This is a genomic window from Porticoccus sp., assembly GCF_965660005.1.
Lineage (GTDB): Bacteria > Pseudomonadota > Gammaproteobacteria > Pseudomonadales > Porticoccaceae > Porticoccus.
This window is the reverse complement of the sequence record NZ_CBFHYF010000038.1, coordinates 1-15846: the sequence shown is the minus strand read 5'-3', so window position 1 is coordinate 15846 and position 15846 is coordinate 1. Positions and strand designations below refer to the sequence as shown.

Here is a 15846-nt window from a genome sequence, read left to right as displayed (position 1 = left end):
GCCCTCAAGCATTTGACGGAACTCAGCATCAAAATTAGCTAATGCCCCGCTGAGCCTGTCGCTCAGGCCACCTAGCTTGCCGGAAATAGAGTCTAGAGTAGCGGCCACCCGATCCATCGAACCTGCAGTCGCGCCCTGGATCCCTTTAGTGACCTCTTCGCTAATGTTCTTGATGGCGTCGATATTCTGCTGAGTCATATCGCCACCCATATCGTCGAGCTTTTGGATCACAGGAGCCAAGCTCTGTTCGAGAGATGACTGCACTTGCTCACCAATCTTCATAGCCAAGTCCGTATTAAAAGTTTTCAACTGGGCGAGTTGATTCTCTAATAATTGGTTCGCATCGAGAGCTAGTTGCTCCGGCCCCAGAAATCTAACCCCAGCCTCAATCGATCGATTAAATCCAGCCAGCTGTCTAGATAAACTCCACGACATTAACCGAAGCGAGATAGTCAAAAGAACCGACATAAACAACGCAAACAATGACGCATAGAACTTTGCTGACGAGATGTGCAGCAAATTCCCAATTGCCTGCTGGATATTACTGGTATCCCCTGCCGAGGCATTGATAGCTTGAACCGCTTCGCCAAGAGCAGAAATTAGACCCAAAAAAGTAAGCGACAGACCAATCCCGACAAACACTGAAGGGAATACCTTCACAAAGTCAGGCCCCATACGGAGCTCACGGAGATTGAAGTACGATTGGGGACGCTGCGTGTTCTTGCAGGGTGTGACTAGATTACCCTGCTCGTCGAAATCTGGATGTACTAACGTTTCTGAGAACTCGCTCCATGCCGTATCCATCATAGGCACGGCCGATAGGTCCTGGTCGATTAGATTGAAGTCTTTGGCAAATTCCTCTTCAGTTCGCTTACCTACGACAGATCGGGCCAACAGAACCAGCCGATACTGACGGATAGTTTGGACAAGCGCTACGAGGATGATGCTAAGGCCAAAGACAGTAATAATCGCGGCTAATGCCGGCCCAACATTGTCTTGCTTAATCCAATCAAGAAGGAACCGGATGCGGCTTTCAAATACTATTCCTATCCAATCCATGAGTGTGCCTCAAGTCAAATAGGCTTGATATTGACACATAATGTACGGGAAAACTCTCATAAAGACTTGCCCACAGGCAAAAAGTAGTTTTTTTGGGGTGGGGAAGTAGGATCTCAAACCAAACAGGCGCAACGCGCCCTGATCAAACGCAACACCTTAACGATGAGACGGAAAATGCACTATGATAGACAAGCAACCACGATTAGCTAACTGTCTCTTAAATCAGGCGAGTCTGAGTCCAGATATCTTTGACGAGGTACATGCTAGGCGATTCAGTTTGCTGCTCATGACTAACTCTCTTTAAGCCATTTTTTCTGGCTGAAAGGTATCTAGCGAAATGGTGGCGATTCACTATTAGGAGTTTAATGTACCATTTGGCAACAATTTTTAGCGTGTCTGTCAGCATTAATACATTAGTCGGCGGGTTAATGTGGATCAGCTGAAGTATCCGAAAAGAGTGATGATATGGATATTGACGAGAACAAAGCTTCTTATATGGAAAGTTATTGCCGGGGTCGGAGCATTACAAAGACATCATATTTCCCTCATGAACGATTTGTTCAGCATGCTGAACGGCTACCGGATGCCCTCGCGATCATTAGTGAGAAAGCCTCATTAACCTATCGAGAGCTAGATTTATTATCTAATAAGTTGGCAAACCGTTTGAAGGGGTTAGGCGTCGGCGCAAACAGGGTTGTAGCAATACAGCTCGAACGGGGGCCGGAAATCGTGGCGAGTGTTCTTGGGGTCTATAAGGCAGGAGGGGCATGTGCTTTTATTGAGCCAGGTGTGCCGCAACAGCGCTTAAAGAACATGGTCGGCCTCTTGAAGCCTCTGTGTGTCATAACCGCAGAAAAATACCTAGGCAACTATGAGGAGGGAGGAATACCAGTCATCTTGGGAGATGAGCCCGGGCAATTGGCGGGAGAGGCTCCGGATACCTCGTTGAGCGTGAAACTGACTTGTGATGACACTGCTCAGATATTTTTTACGTCCGGTACCGAGGGTGTACCTAAAGCTGTAGTTTTCCCCTTTGGCTGGTATGCCCATGGCGACCAGCCAGCCCCAATGACTGAAAAACATTTATTAAAGACTGATTCTGGCACGACATTCACTCGGGCAGAAATCTTGCGCCCCCTCACTCGAGGTCAGCAGTTGTATATAGCACCCCCTGGCCTTGAAACCAATTCTCGACACTTGGCCGAATTTATCGCCAGGCATGATCTGACACACCTCATCTGTACTCCTACGGCATTGCGAGAATTACTGGCCACCGAGGCGATTAAAGCCTGTACTGCATTGCGTTCCGTGACCTGTTCCGGAGAAAGGATTAGCCCCTATGTAAAACGGGAGTTTTTGTCCAGACTTAATGCTGAGTTATTCATCAGCTATGGGTGCACCGAAGTGCCTGGCGCTGCCTCATATGTTTTGACCAGACAGGGCGATCCGGAACTCGATACCGTGGGTCGAGTGGCACCAATGATGGAGGCTTATGTTCTAGATGAAGGCATGCAGCCTGTGTCTGCGGGAGAGGACGGGGAAATCTACCTGGGTGGGTTGATGGCCAAAGGGTATTTACATGACCCGGTACTTACACGGCAGAAGTTTATTGCCCACCCTTTTTCTGGCGAGAAAGACGCTCGTGTATTCAAAACGGGAGATCGTGGGCGGTGGCTAGAGGGCGGATTCCTGAAAGTATTAGGCCGAAGTGATGGCCAGATCAAGATCAATAGCTTTCGTGTTGAAACAGCCGAGGTCGAAACGGCTATTCTTGGCTTGCCTTATGTGAAGCAGGCTGCCGTCGGGGTACAAAGCGGTGGTTCTGGACACAAGAGGCTGGTTGCCTACCTGACGGTAAATTCAGAGGCTGTGACCAGTGGTGATATACGCATGGCCCTTAATGACATGTTGCCAAGCTATATGATTCCTGGAAGCATTGTGCTCCTTTCACACCTGCCCCTGACATCAAGTGGGAAAATTGATCGAAGTGCACTGGCTAGTAAAAACATTGTCCACAGGGCTCCAAGAGTGAAATCAAGGAAAGCGGACGATTGCGAAAAGCAGTTGATCGCTATCTGGAGGAGCCTTCTGGACGTTGATCTCAAAAGTATCGATGTGCGAGACAATTTCTTTGATCTGGGAGGTACCTCATTACTTGCAGCACAGATGGTCGACCAAGTTGAACGTTTTTTTGCGACGAAATTACCCCTCGATACGGTGTGGTATAAGGGCGGGACCATTGAGTCCCTGGCCTTGTTGATTCGAGATCAAGTTCCTGCTGATGAACGCCGCTCATTCGTAAAGATAAAGGATGGCTCTCGTCAGCCACTTTTTGTAGTACATGTACGTCGTGGACACTTGAGTGATTATTACCACCTAGCAAGGTGTCTCTCGCCGGAACAAAGCGTCATCGGACTGCAGGCGCGGGGCATTTTCAATGAAGAGCCGCCGGACAGTTCTGTATCGAAAATGGCCGCCTACTGTATTGAGAACATGAAAAAGGTCCAGCAGAGGGGACCCTATCTGATCGCAGGCTACTCGAGTGGGGGTACTGTCGCATTCGAAATGGCCAGGCAGTTATATGAAGCGGGTGAAGAGGTCGCTATGCTCGCCATGTTAGATACCTTCTGCACGTCGATAGGAAACTCTCGGCGCTGGAAAAGAGCTTTTTCCCGTCTCGTTAAAGGCAAGACCCACCCTATCCGGGATGCGATCTATTCTGTGATGATGAGGTGCCTCAAACTCGAAAGTCTCTTGAGGTTTAGCAATATCCATTCAGCACATAAATGGGCGCTTATGAACTACTTGCCTCGAAAATACCAGCAACCTGTGGATATTATGATTACGACTAATTCTATCCACAGGGTTGACGATCAAATGCTCGGGTGGGATCCATATCTGTGCGGTGATCGTCGGATACATCGGCTAACCGGCACTCATGTTAGCCTGATGAAATACCCGGAGGTGATGACGTTAGCCGAGGTGTTGCAGGAGCGGATTGATGAAGTTCTAGTTCGGGGCAATCGCATATGAGCGTAACAGATATTCCCTTTGATCAAATTCATCTCTGGACGGTCTGTCTGGATACTGCCGAGGAAGAATTAAGTGGTAGCGCATGCCCTTTTAGTGATCATGAAGTGGCTCGTGCAAAAAGTTATAAATCTGAGAGGTTGCAAAAACGCTTTCTGTTGGGCCGCCTGAAATTGCGGCAGATCCTGTCTTTATATACTGGGTCTCCCTTTGAAAAACTAGAGTTTTCACGAGGATCTCAGGGAAAACCTTTCTTGAAAAACCACACTCAAATCAGGTTTAGTCACTCCCAGTCAGGTGACACTCAGATGGTTGCTGTAGCCTCTGGTCTGAACGTCGGGATAGATTTGGAAAAAGTTCGTCATGATGATTTTGACGCAGTCGCAAGGCGTTTTTTTTCATCAGATGAAAATGCCTTGCTCCAGACATTGACTGGCGTGGAAAAGTTGGAGACGTTTTTTCGTATATGGACACGTAAAGAAGCCTATGTGAAATCATTGGGTGCAGGGCTTGCTTACCCACTAACGGCTTTTACGGTGTCTGGACGGGTCACGGACACCGATGCACTTATTCACGACGATTACTGTGACCGTTCACCAATGTCCTGGCGGGTAACAGATATCAGTGCACCTGCCGGTTACTTTGCTGCGCTTGCTGCTTCCGGAAGGGAGTGGAAGTCTCATTACTGCCAGTTACCGTCATCATGAGTCAGGGTTTGGGACCCCACTCGTAAAATTCCATGCTGGAGACCTCTCGGAATCCGAAACGGACGCAGGTGGAAAAAGATGAGCTGCGGTGGGATTGAGTAACGTGTGTGGATACTCCTTTTTTTTCAGCCTGATCAAGCCGATATTGCAAAAGTGCTGAATACAAACCCAGGTTTCTGTATTCGGGGAGCACGGCAGCGCCTAGCAGGATATGAACTTTACCGTTCTCCAGAAAACAGGATTTGGCGTACCCGATGGGCTTAGGGCAATGTTTTTTGTAAGCAAAGTAAACAGGAGACGAGATGTTTTCATCCGGGGCCATGATGTGTCGGACATACTGTTCACTATGCAGACCCGAAGCTTCAACAACTGTTTGAATATGCTGTTGTACCGTTTCATCATCAACTTCTCGGATTTCAATCTCTATCTTCTCGCAGGAATGGGTTGCTTCTGCCGGGCCCTCGAGAACCATGCCAGCTACCTGATGAAAGCGAGACGGCTTAAATCCACTGGACACTAGCATCTCTGGTAGCTTTCTCCCAAGGCTTTCTTCATCCACCACCCAGGTCACACCAGCACTAAGCGCATTAAAAAACTGCTGAACTTCGCGTACTTTTTCCTTGTCACAGTTGTCCCCAGTATAGGCGACCCGGTTGGCCCAGGCATCTTTGACAGATGTGCTCCAGCCCCTAATATGATCAATAGCAACTTTACTACTAGTTTTGCGCCTTTCGTTGATGAAGAGTGCGTCAAAAATAGTGTCAGCTATGTTATTTTCTGCTTGAGTTTGAACTACAGTTAGGTCCATCCTAATTTACCTTTTCCTGCAGGCACTGTATGCCCGCGAATATCACAAACTGTTTTCTCGGCGCTTCGCTGGTCTGCCATCTTCGGCTCCTCTATGGTTAAAGATGAGCCATAACAATATCTTAGACAAACAGGCCAGTTATTCCAACTTATTCTGACGTACTGCACACATCACAATGCTTAATGGTTTTTTCTCAAAGACCAGATCAATCCTCCAAAAATAATAGATCCAACAATCACTTTTAAGATTAAATTTTCCCCCTTGTCAAAGAGATGAACTATCAACCAAATTACGTAAAGAAAAAATAACGCCCTCTGTGGGGGGGGGTTGAACACCATATTTTTCTCCTTGTGCTGGGCTTGATAGGTTATGGTATTTATTGAACTAGTAAATGCCGACAGTATCCCCGCTACATCCAAAGGCATATTACGTCATTTACTCAAGACCAAAGTCTACGGGAAGGTCTCCGAATGAGATACAGCAGCTTCTCTATCCACTCTTTTTTGTATCTGGGGTGGTACTACTGGAGTAAGGGGGATGGAATAGCCCCTCCCCCCCCTAACAATGAGTTAGCGACCTCTGTGTAAGAACTATTTTCAGGCTATAGTCAAAGTTAAGCAGCATCTCAAGTCTGATTACTGCACGCTAGGTTTCTGTCACAATCCTGTCACACCTAGAGAAGCAATAAGGCTAGAGAAAAGTGAAGAAAAAATAAGACAAAGCAATATATATCAATAGTTTGTACAAAGAAAGGCTCCAAACAAAACCCCCTCCTAAGGGGCAGGTCGCAGGTTCGAATCCTGCCCGGGGCGCCATATTCTTGAAAAGAACAGAACTTTGTCCCCCTTCATGCTTCATAGGGACAGACCGTTACCCGGAAAAACGCAACCGGCACGAGCGATTGAATGAGGGAAAAATCGCTCAACCCCGACAGAATGGCCACACCTGCCAGAAGTGGCGGCAGCGGAATTCCGACTCACAACCCGCCAGTTGTGACTGATATCGACTGGCGAGACCGCTGACCCTGGCCGCCGATCGCAATACCTGAGGCTTGTTGCGATGGTAGCCCCGGCGGTAACCGGTCGGTCCTTCGTGATAAGCGAAGTAGAGGTGCTCCGGGTTATCCAGGGAAATACCCAGCCGCTCGTGACTGCGGCGGTTATACCAGCCGATGAAGTCCGTGGCATATTTCATGTGCGTGCGACGGGTCAGCAGACCGCCTGCCTCCTCCTCATATTCACCCCAGACCGGATCCTGTGCCTGGGCATACCCATAGGCTGAGGAAGACCGAAACCAGGGGATAAAACCCAGCAACCGGTCCCGCGGCGGCTTGACATGACTCTGAAAAGAAGACTCCTGGTGAATAAACGCCATCTGAGTGGCAATCGGGGTGCCCCACTTGTCCTGGGCATTTTTGGCGTGGTCATACCAGCTGGGTTCCTGCCGGAAGATTTCGCAGATATTGCTTTGTTGTGAAGGTGGCGCAGAGGCAAACAGGGCACAGCCGGATACCAGCAAAGCGAGCATCAACAGCACAACCGGTCCGATCACCGGATATCGGCGATGCTTTTTATGTCTCAATACACAAAATGCCAAATATTTCCCCTGAAAACTGCCCGAACCAACAGATTTCAGTTCAGCACAAATCTGTGCAAAAGTGAAATCTCCGACCGCAATCAGAAACCCGGATGCCTTTTCCTGCGATCAACAGTTGCTGAGGCTGATCTGACTACCGACGAGATCCGCTATAATTCGCCGGTATTACCCACGGCTTTCAGCCGGGCCGCTAACGTCTGGTGATCCCCATGAATTTATTGCTGCTGGAACCCACCGATTTTACCTCCGATTCGAGGGTCACTCTCAGCGGGCGACGTTTTCAGCACCTGCTGAAAGTGCACAAGGTCAAAGAAGGGACCACCCTCAGGGCCGGACTGGTCAACGGCCAGATGGGAGAGGCGACGGCACTCAAACTCACACCGCAGTCGGTGGCACTGACTGTGGTATTGAATCAACCCCCGCCGCCTGCGCTGCCGGTCACGCTCGTCCTGGCTATGCCCCGACCCAAAATGCTCCGGCGCATCCTGCAAACCATCGCTACCATGGGGGTTAAGCGGCTGTATCTGATTAACAGTTGGCGGGTAGAAAAAAGCTACTGGCAAAGCCCCTGGCTGGCACCCGAAGTGATTCGCGAACAGCTGCTGCTCGGCCTTGAACAGGGCTGTGATACACGGCTACCCGATGTGCTGGTCAGACCGCGCTTCAAACCTTTCGTGGAAGACGAACTGCCAGCCATCATGGTGGGTAGCCTGGCACTGGTCGCCCATCCTGACGGTGACACACCCTGCCCGGTGGGCCCATTGACAGACCCGGTGACATTGGCCATCGGGCCAGAGGGTGGCTTTATCGACTATGAAATTCAGAAGTTACGCGAAACGGGATTTCAAGCGGTTACTCTGGGCAGCCGAATTTTGCGGGTAGAAACTGCGATTCCGGTGATTCTGGGCAAACTGTTTCACAGCCTTTGATCATTGACACCAACCCATTCTGTGCAAATAAAATAGCCGTTTGAAAAAATCCGTTTTTGCCGTTATGGTTTCAGCAAAATATAAACCATTTGGTCAAAAATGAAGTAGCCTGTTGGCCGAGGCGATGACGGCTCCCATAAAACAGATGGTTAACGAAAACTGTCTGCCCACAAAAACCAATAACAATTGAGGTAGAGAACGGATGAAACTATATGACTGCGCTGTCGCACCCAACCCGAGACGGGCCAGAATGTTCATCGCCGAAAAAGGCCTGGATATCCCCAAGGTGGAAATCGATATCCTCGGCGGGGAAAACCTGAAGGATTCATTTCTGGCGGTCAATCCCCGTGGTCTATTACCGGTACTGGAACTGGACGATGGCACCCGTTTCGACGAAGCCATGGCAATTTGCCGCTACCTTGAAGAACTGCACCCCGACCCACCGCTGCTGGGAACAACCCCGGTTGAGCGCGCCCAGATCGAATGCATGCAGCGCAAAATGGAGTTTGAAGGGATGATTGCCACGTCCGAGGTGTTTCGCAACAAGCTCGAAAATGACAGTTTTGCCTACCGCAGTCTGCCCGGGGTGGCATCACCGGCCATTCCCGGTCTGGTGGAACGCGGCACTCAGACCCTGGAACGGTTTTTCCACTGGCTGGAAAAATACCTGGAAGGTGGTAACAAGTTCATCATGGGAGATCGCTTCACGATGGTCGACATCACCGCCGTCTGTGCCGTGGACTTCGCCAAATGGGTAGACATCACCATCCCCGGGGCGAACCGCAACAGCCTGCGCTGGTACGATGAAGTCTCTGCACGGCCAAGCGCCAGTGCCTGAGCATTTATTGCCGGCAATTAAAAAGGCCCCGTTTGGGGCCTTTTTTAGTTAAATCTGAACGCCAGCTAATCCGGCTTTGCCTCATCAACCAGCTTTCGCAACGTCAATCCCGCCAGCTGTTCAGTGACCGATGATTCCATCTGCGCCATGACAGTATCTACAGTGGTCACCGATTGAATCTGATCGTCCATCATCGACTGCTCATCGTTGGGTCGGCGTACAATCTGAAAAAATTCAGCCACCGTCATATTGGCCGGATCACATTGCAGCACATAGGTGCTGGGTTCATCATTGGTTTCAACCACTAGCTCCCGCTCCATTAACATCTGTACTGTTTCCGCTACGCGTTCGGCAGGTATCGCCAGTAACTGGCACAATTCCTCGATCGAGAGTGGTTTTTTGTGGTAAACAAAGCGATAGGCTATCCAGTATATGGCCAGCAAAGCCATTTGCTCACGCAGTCTTCCGCTCAGTGGTACACGTTGATTGCTGAGCCTGATCTGCTCCGGATATTGGACGTAATAGGCCACCTGGGAACCCAGCAAAAGAATAAACCAGCTCAGATAAAGCCAGATCATGAACAGTACCAGAATGGCGAAGCCTGAATAAATAGCGGCATATTTGGTCGAGGATGAAGCGAATTCGGCAAACACCAGGCCCGTGCTCTGCCAGAGGGCACCGCCCACCACCGCACCCACCAGCGCCGCTGAAAACTTCACGCGGGTATTGGGCATAAACATGTACACAAAGGTGAAAGCCATAATGATCAGCAAAAAGGGGATCAACTTGGTAACCACTAGCATAATACTGCCAAATGGCTCAATGCTGACCAGCGCCTGAACCACATCACTATTCATCAGCGATGCGGTCATACCGATGGCGGAAAACATCAGCACCGGGCCCACCATAATGACGCTCAGATAGTCACTGAAGCGACGTGAAAAAGGACGGGTGGACTTGGCATGCCAGACGTAATTGAACGAACTCTCCACCTTCTGGATCAGCGAAACCACGGTATAAAGCAATAACGCCAACCCCAGAGAACCCAGTACGCCGACTTTCATGTTCTCGACAAACCCGAGTACGTTCACCACGATTTCATTACCCTTCTCACCCAACGGCTGCAGCAGATTCAGCAGCAACGGTTCAATCTGGTTATGCACACCAAACGCCTTCAGCACAGAAAAACTGACCGCCAATAACGGCACCATCGACAACAGCGTGGTGTACACAAGACTCATGGCGCGCAAATTCAGCTGACCGTTGGAAAATTCCCGTGCCAGCACAAAAAGAAACCTGACGACCTTATAGCCACAGCGCTGCGGCAATGCCATCGACGCAATGTCGGCATGCCATAACCGGTTTTCAAAAAAACTCTCTATCTGGTCGTAATAACCTAACGGACTTTGCATTGTTGAATGCCTGTTCACTATTGCATCAATGCAGACAGGGTATGACGGGCGAGGGAGAGCGACAAGTCAAAATTCAGGGAGAGTGTTTAAAATACCTGCTTCACGTAGCACAAAACAATCGCAGCAAGCGGGGTTGGCTCGGGGTTGCACCCCGCCGTTGCAAGCACCGGCGCCCAAAACGGCACTGCCGTTTTGTCGAACGGGGGTTCTCGTCCAGATCTCTCGTCACAGACAAACAAAAAACCCGGCACAGGGCCGGGTTTTTTGTTTGTGGCGGTGAGAGAGGGATTCGAACCCTCGATACGCTATTAACGTATACACGCTTTCCAGGCGTGCTCCTTCAACCACTCGGACACCTCACCAAATTTTGTCATCTCAGCTTTAGCAGGCTTAACTTTACTCAAAGTCCGCACGCCTGCGTGCTCGTTGTCACACTAAAGGGTGCCCTCTCCGCTAAAGCTCCGGGTCAACCACTCGGACACCTCACCAAATTTTGTCCTGTCAAACCCTGAACTGGGGCCAGCGCTGGTCTGTGCATCAGTTGACGCAGGATTTTGAGGAGCGGAACTGTACACAAGCGACCCGGAAAAAGCAATTGTCAGGGCCAGGGCTGAAAGTAATCATCGATAGCTGTTTCAGGGGCTTCCGGCGGCGAGATCTGGACGGTTCCCAGATACAGAAAGCCAATGATTCTTTCGGCATCATTGAGGCCCAGTCCTGCCATTACCAGAGGGTCATAGGCGTAGTCGCCAGTGCGCCAGATCGCACCGACACCCTGTGCATAGGCGGCGGTAATCATGTTCTGTGCCGCTGCGCCAGCGGATAGCCATTGCTCGATTTCCGGGACCTTGGGCTTCTCCTTGGGGCTGGCAATCACAACCATGATCATGGGCGCTCGCAGGGGGCGCTCGGCGATACGCTGTCGCATTTTGTCAGTGGGCAGATTGTCCTGCCGCTGTTCTTCTGCACGAACAAACAATTCTCCCAGCGCTTGCCGCCCCTCACCCTCAATCACCAGGAAACGCCAGGGGCGCATCCTTGCATGGTCGGCGGCACGAAATGCCGCTCTCTGGATATTCGCCAGAATGTCGCCTTTTGGAGCGGGCTCTGACAATCTTGGTACTGATACCCGTTGCTGGAGGGCCTGCAATGCATCCATTTTTATTCCTTGCTGCTGTGGTCCTATTCCGGAGGTCATAGACATTTCCGGTCAGACATCGTGTAATGACGCGCACTGATTCACCGTGCCGGGAACACTATCTTACAGGATGACGTCAAAGACTCTTAAAGAGATAAACTGCATGTTGCATTATCAGGGTCTATTCCGCCTTCTGGTAGGCTTTGCCGGTATTTTATCGCTACTCACTTTCCATCGTGAACGGGTGCATGAGCTGATTGTTACCGTGCCCCTGCTGGTGACCATTGGTTATATCCTGTCTGCCCACTTTGTATTACAGCGCATATCACCGTCATCACGACCGGGCGTCGGGACGGTTTTATCCTTTATCGATGCGCTGCTGCTCGGTTGCCTGATCTGCTTGATCGACCTGAATCTCCTGCCATCATTACTGCTGGTTATTACCCTGCAATTCAATGGTGTCATCAATGGCGGCAGCAAAAAATTGCTGAATGACAATATTGCCCTGTTACTCGGCATTGCACTGACGGCGCTGTTAAGACAACCCCAGTGGACGTTATCCACCGACCTGCTGACCAGCCTGCCACCCCTTTTTGCGCTGGGAGTCTACGCCTGTCTCTACGGGGCCAACAATGTCAGGGAGATAATTTCCCTGCGAAGTCATCAGGGGGAGCTCGAGAAAACACAGGTACAATTGAAGCTGAGGAATTATCGCCTCTCCAAATACCTCTCACCTACTCTGCTGAAGGCTATTCAGTCGGGCAAGGACGTCAAGCTGGAAACCCACCGAAAAAAACTGACGGTATTCTTTTCCGATATCAAAGGGTTCAGCGAGCTCGCCGAGGAACTCGAGGGTGATGTGCTGACCAGCCTGCTGAATAACTACCTGACTGAAATGTCACAGATTGCCCTGCAGCACGGCGGCACCATCGACAAGTTTATCGGCGACGCCATTATGGTTTTCTTTGGCGACCCCACCAGTAATGGCGCAAAGGCTGACTGCATGGCCGCGGTGTCGATGGCCATTGCCATGAAAAAACACATGAAGGAATTGCAGCGCCGCTGGGTCAGTCAGGGGATCGAGACACCCATGAAAATACGCATGGGCCTGAATACCGGCTTCTGCGCCGTGGGCAACTTTGGCACTGAGGATCGGCTCGACTACACCCTGCTCGGCACAGAGGTCAACCTGGCCAGTCGTCTGGAGTCCGCCGCAGAGCCCGGCGAAATTCTGATTTCTCACGAAACCTATTCACTGGTGAAAGACCAGATCATGTGCCGCGACAAGGGCGATATTCAGGTCAAGGGCTATCAGCAACCGGTGCGCGTTTATTCAGTGGTGGACTTCCGCAAAAATCTGGGAAGCGACCAGAGCTACTTCGAGCACATGACCGATGGCTTCTCGTTTTACATGGACATGGACAGAATCCGTCACTACGACCGGGAGCGAATCATGAAATCCCTGATCGAGGCCGCCACCCAACTGAAGAACAAGAGAAACTATTAAAGAAAAATGCCGCCCGAGAACCGGCTACTCACTGTCTCGACAGACGCACCCTCGGCGGCTCGGATTGCGTGCTGCTGCGGTAGGGGTTGATCTCCAATCCACCGCGACGGGTGTAGCGGGCGTAGACCTCCAATGTGTCCGGCTGGCACCACTCTCTGATCTCAGTAAAAATACGTTCCACGCACTGCTCGTGAAAATCCTGATGATTGCGAAATGAAATCAAATAGCGCAACAGCCCTTCGCGGTCGATCGCCGGGCCACGGTAACGAATCAGGATGCTGGCCCAGTCGGGCTGTCCGGTTACCGGACAATTGGTCTTCAGCAAATGGCTGTAGAGGGACTCGCTAACCCGTGTGTGCCTGTTTGCCAGACCGAGCAGCGAGGGATCGGGAGCATAGTTGTCCACCTCTATCGACAGATCATCCAGGCAAATGCCGGGCAGCGAACCAAGTCCCCGATGGCGATAACTGTCGCCGGGATGGATCCCCACCAGCACCGGCCCCATGACACAGGCACTGACATCGCGTTCGATAATCAGAGCCACCTCTTCCACAGAACGGTAGCGTTCCTGATTCAGGGAGTTGAGGTAGAGCTTCAGGGATTTCGATTCCACCAGATTGAGTGTGCTGCACGGTATCGACAGTTCCGCCACTGCCACCACTGGCTTGCCTCTCATATCCAGCCAGGACAGTTCATAGGCGGTCCAGAGGTCCACGCCAAAAAAAAGCTCTTCAGACTGAATACCCAGTGCCTGTCTGCCCTCGCTGCGGGGAATCGGGTGCAATAACTGCGGACTGTAGCTGGCGGGATACTCGGTGTCGGCTCCCAGCAATAATTTTTTTCCGGTCACGACTCACCTCAACTGCGCAATCGCTTGCCCCGCTCCAGCAGAAACAGCGAGAAGAAAAACAGCAGGCCGCAGAAAGCCGTCACCATGGCAAAAGCCCATGCCACATTAATATCGGAGACCCCCAACAACCCGTATCTGAAAGTGTTGACCATATACAGTACCGGATTGGCCAGCGACACCCCCTGCCAGAAAGGTGGCAACATGCCAATGGAGTAAAACACGCCGCCCAGATAGGTAAGCGGCGTCAACACGAAGGTCGGAATAATGGAAATATCATCAAAACTGTTGGCGAAAACCGCATTGATGAAACCCGCCAGCGAGAACAGCACTGCCGTCAAAAATACAATGGCGATCGTCACACCCGGGTGACTGACCTGCAGATCGGTAAAAAACAGTGACAGCAGCGTCACGATCACACCCACACCCAGACCGCGAGCCACACCGCCGATCACATAACCAAGCAAAATGATGTAGTTGGGCACCGGTGATACCAGCAATTCTTCAATACTGCGCTGGAATTTGGTGCCAAAAAAAGAAGACACCACATTGCCATAGGCATTGGTAATCACCGACATCATGATCAATCCCGGCACCACAAACTCGATATAGCTAAAACCGGACATTTCTCCAATGCGCGGCCCGATCAGTTTGCCAAAAATCACAAAATACAGCGCAATGGTAATGGCGGGCGGCAACAGCGTCTGCTGCCAGATGCGCATAAAGCGGCGAATTTCCTTCACCAGGATGGTAGTAAAAGCCACCCATTGCTGATTAGCATTCATAACCGGGCCTCCGCTGTCTCGTTTTTGTGCGGCTCCACCAGGGAAACAAACAGCTCTTCCAGCCGGTTCGCCTTGTTGCGCATGCTGGTCACGTGGATATCCCGCTCACTGAGGCTGGCAAACAACTTGTTCAGCGACTGTCCTTTCACCACTTCCACCTCAAAACTGTGTTCATCGACCAACTGACCGGGATAACCCTCGATGTTCGGCACCGCCGTCAGTGCCTCGCGGGTATCCAGTACAAACACTTCCTTGTTCAGCTGCCGCAACAACTGCTTGATGGAGGTGTTGTGGATGATTTTACCCTGATCAATGATCGCCACATTGCGGCAGAGACTCTCGGCCTCTTCCAGGTAATGTGTGGTCAGAATAATGGTAGTGCCACTGGCATTGATCGCCTTGAGGAACTGCCACATGGACCGTCTCAACTCGATATCCACACCCGCCGTGGGCTCATCCAGTATCAACAGCTGCGGCTCGTGTACCAGGGCCCGGGCAATCATCAGCCGTCGCTTCATGCCGCCAGAGAGCATCCGCGAGCGCTGATGGCGTTTTTCCCACAGGCCCAGCTGCCTCAGGTATTTCTCGGTGCGCTCATCGGCGAGCTTTGGCGGCAACCCGAAATAACCCGCCTGGGTTTTGACAATATCGAAGACCTTTTCAAACTGGTTGAAATTGAACTCCTGTGGAACCACACCGATATGCTGCTTGGCCAGGGAGAAGTTCCTGTCGATATCCGTCCCGAAAATAGTCACTTCACCGGCAGTCTTTCTCACCAGAGAACAGATCACACCGATGGTGGTGGACTTGCCGGCCCCATTGGGTCCGAGCAGCGCAAAAAAATCGCCCGGCTGGACATCCAGGTCAATGCCCTTGAGTGCCTCAAAACCGTTGTCGTACTGTTTATACAAATTGCGGATAGATAATGCAGTCGTCATAGCATCCCAATAATTGCCGAATAAAAAATGTCCGCGTGTCAGTCAAAGGTCATGGCCTGCAAAGCGGGGTTGCCAGTCTAAATGACTTCGCCCGCTGTTTGTCGGATAACACCAAAAAACTCAGCTGCGGACTGGAATCGGAAGTAGCGGGGCAGTCATTCACTCTGACCTGGAAACCTGTTGTGACATTTTTGATTTGTCTTAATCCCCTTTAAGCGGGGCAGTCATTCACTCGGGGATAGACAGATGACT

General features: G+C 51.0%; 13 protein-coding genes and 1 tRNA gene. 5 read left to right on the top strand and 9 right to left on the bottom strand.

Translation table 11 applies throughout. The features are described 5' to 3' along the window. Positions 1-1059: hypothetical protein (locus ACTF5G_RS08200; protein WP_438952332.1), on the bottom strand; the 1059-nt coding region annotated here is incomplete at its 3' end. 465 nt (positions 1060-1524) lie between these two features. Between ACTF5G_RS08200 and ACTF5G_RS08195 the strand changes: the two genes are divergently transcribed. Continuing rightward, complete coding sequence (locus tag ACTF5G_RS08195) at positions 1525-4092, top strand: AMP-binding protein (protein WP_438952331.1); 2568 nt, start codon at positions 1525-1527, stop codon at positions 4090-4092. After that, on the top strand, positions 4089-4796 hold the full coding sequence (locus tag ACTF5G_RS08190; RefSeq protein WP_438952330.1) for a 4'-phosphopantetheinyl transferase family protein: 708 nt from the start codon (positions 4089-4091) through the stop codon (positions 4794-4796). Before ACTF5G_RS08195 ends, ACTF5G_RS08190 begins: the two co-directional genes overlap by 4 nt. A 1-nt stretch (position 4797) precedes the next feature. Here the strand turns inward: ACTF5G_RS08190 and ACTF5G_RS08185 are convergent, their stop codons facing one another. Continuing rightward, positions 4798-5604 carry a GNAT family N-acetyltransferase gene (locus ACTF5G_RS08185; RefSeq protein ID WP_438952329.1) on the bottom strand — a complete coding sequence of 269 codons (807 nt, stop codon included), beginning with the start codon at positions 5602-5604 and terminating at the stop codon, positions 4798-4800. A 921-nt stretch (positions 5605-6525) separates the two neighbouring features. After that, positions 6526-7200 carry a hypothetical protein gene (locus ACTF5G_RS08180; RefSeq protein WP_438952328.1) on the bottom strand — a complete coding sequence of 225 codons (675 nt, stop codon included), beginning with the start codon at positions 7198-7200 and terminating at the stop codon, positions 6526-6528. 209 nt (positions 7201-7409) lie between these two features. Here ACTF5G_RS08180 and ACTF5G_RS08175 point away from each other — a divergent pair, with 209 nt between their 5' ends. Both ACTF5G_RS08175 and ACTF5G_RS08170 read left to right on the top strand, forming a co-directional pair. Beyond that, complete coding sequence (locus ACTF5G_RS08175) at positions 7410-8129, top strand: 16S rRNA (uracil(1498)-N(3))-methyltransferase (protein ID WP_438952327.1); 720 nt, start codon at positions 7410-7412, stop codon at positions 8127-8129. A 202-nt stretch (positions 8130-8331) separates the two neighbouring features. Continuing rightward, a complete protein-coding gene (locus ACTF5G_RS08170; RefSeq protein WP_438952326.1) occupies positions 8332-8967 on the top strand; it encodes a glutathione S-transferase family protein in 636 nt (211 codons plus the stop codon). 65 nt (positions 8968-9032) lie between these two features. Here ACTF5G_RS08170 and ACTF5G_RS08165 read toward each other — a convergent pair whose 3' ends face one another. From ACTF5G_RS08165 to ACTF5G_RS08155, 3 genes are all read right to left on the bottom strand, one after another. Continuing rightward, positions 9033-10379, bottom strand: a complete 1347-nt coding sequence (locus tag ACTF5G_RS08165) for a YihY/virulence factor BrkB family protein (RefSeq protein WP_438952325.1) — start codon at positions 10377-10379, stop codon at positions 9033-9035. 271 nt (positions 10380-10650) lie between these two features. After that, a tRNA-Ser gene (locus tag ACTF5G_RS08160) sits at positions 10651-10741 on the bottom strand. Between the two features lie 236 nt (positions 10742-10977). Then, positions 10978-11538, bottom strand: coding sequence for a nitroreductase family protein (locus ACTF5G_RS08155; protein ID WP_438952324.1), 561 nt, complete (start codon positions 11536-11538; stop codon positions 10978-10980). A gap of 142 nt (positions 11539-11680) precedes the next feature. Here ACTF5G_RS08155 and ACTF5G_RS08150 point away from each other — a divergent pair, with 142 nt between their 5' ends. Next, positions 11681-13024, top strand: a complete 1344-nt coding sequence (locus tag ACTF5G_RS08150) for an adenylate/guanylate cyclase domain-containing protein (RefSeq protein ID WP_438952323.1) — start codon at positions 11681-11683, stop codon at positions 13022-13024. 28 nt (positions 13025-13052) lie between these two features. On the opposite strand, the gene queF is transcribed toward ACTF5G_RS08150, so the two are convergent. The 3 genes from queF to ACTF5G_RS08135 are packed head-to-tail and all read right to left on the bottom strand — an operon-like array spanning position 13053 to position 15594. Further along, positions 13053-13874 (bottom strand): NADPH-dependent 7-cyano-7-deazaguanine reductase QueF, encoded by an 822-nt coding sequence (gene queF / locus ACTF5G_RS08145; RefSeq protein WP_438952322.1) that lies wholly within the window; start codon positions 13872-13874, stop codon positions 13053-13055. A gap of 8 nt (positions 13875-13882) precedes the next feature. Beyond that, positions 13883-14656 (bottom strand): ABC transporter permease, encoded by a 774-nt coding sequence (locus ACTF5G_RS08140; RefSeq protein ID WP_438952321.1) that lies wholly within the window; start codon positions 14654-14656, stop codon positions 13883-13885. Further along, the gene (locus ACTF5G_RS08135) at positions 14653-15594 is read right to left on the bottom strand and encodes an ABC transporter ATP-binding protein (RefSeq protein ID WP_438952320.1); all 942 of its coding nucleotides are present in this window, start codon (positions 15592-15594) and stop codon (positions 14653-14655) included. Before ACTF5G_RS08135 ends, ACTF5G_RS08140 begins: the two co-directional genes overlap by 4 nt. Positions 15595-15846 lie beyond the last annotated feature (252 nt).

What these genes read in the sequence shown, in the direction of transcription:
- ACTF5G_RS08195 (WP_438952331.1), top strand. Translation starts at nt 1,525, where the DNA reads ATGGATATTGACGAGAACAAAGCTTCTTATATGGAAAGTTATTGCCGG.
- ACTF5G_RS08190 (WP_438952330.1), top strand. Translation starts at nt 4,089, where the DNA reads ATGAGCGTAACAGATATTCCCTTTGATCAAATTCATCTCTGGACGGTC.
- ACTF5G_RS08185 (WP_438952329.1), bottom strand. Translation starts at nt 5,604, where the DNA reads ATGGACCTAACTGTAGTTCAAACTCAAGCAGAAAATAACATAGCTGAC.
- ACTF5G_RS08175 (WP_438952327.1), top strand. Translation starts at nt 7,410, where the DNA reads ATGAATTTATTGCTGCTGGAACCCACCGATTTTACCTCCGATTCGAGG.
- ACTF5G_RS08170 (WP_438952326.1), top strand. Translation starts at nt 8,332, where the DNA reads ATGAAACTATATGACTGCGCTGTCGCACCCAACCCGAGACGGGCCAGA.
- ACTF5G_RS08165 (WP_438952325.1), bottom strand. Translation starts at nt 10,379, where the DNA reads ATGCAAAGTCCGTTAGGTTATTACGACCAGATAGAGAGTTTTTTTGAA.
- ACTF5G_RS08155 (WP_438952324.1), bottom strand. Translation starts at nt 11,538, where the DNA reads ATGGATGCATTGCAGGCCCTCCAGCAACGGGTATCAGTACCAAGATTG.
- ACTF5G_RS08150 (WP_438952323.1), top strand. Translation starts at nt 11,681, where the DNA reads ATGTTGCATTATCAGGGTCTATTCCGCCTTCTGGTAGGCTTTGCCGGT.
- ACTF5G_RS08140 (WP_438952321.1), bottom strand. Translation starts at nt 14,656, where the DNA reads ATGAATGCTAATCAGCAATGGGTGGCTTTTACTACCATCCTGGTGAAG.
- ACTF5G_RS08135 (WP_438952320.1), bottom strand. Translation starts at nt 15,594, where the DNA reads ATGACGACTGCATTATCTATCCGCAATTTGTATAAACAGTACGACAAC.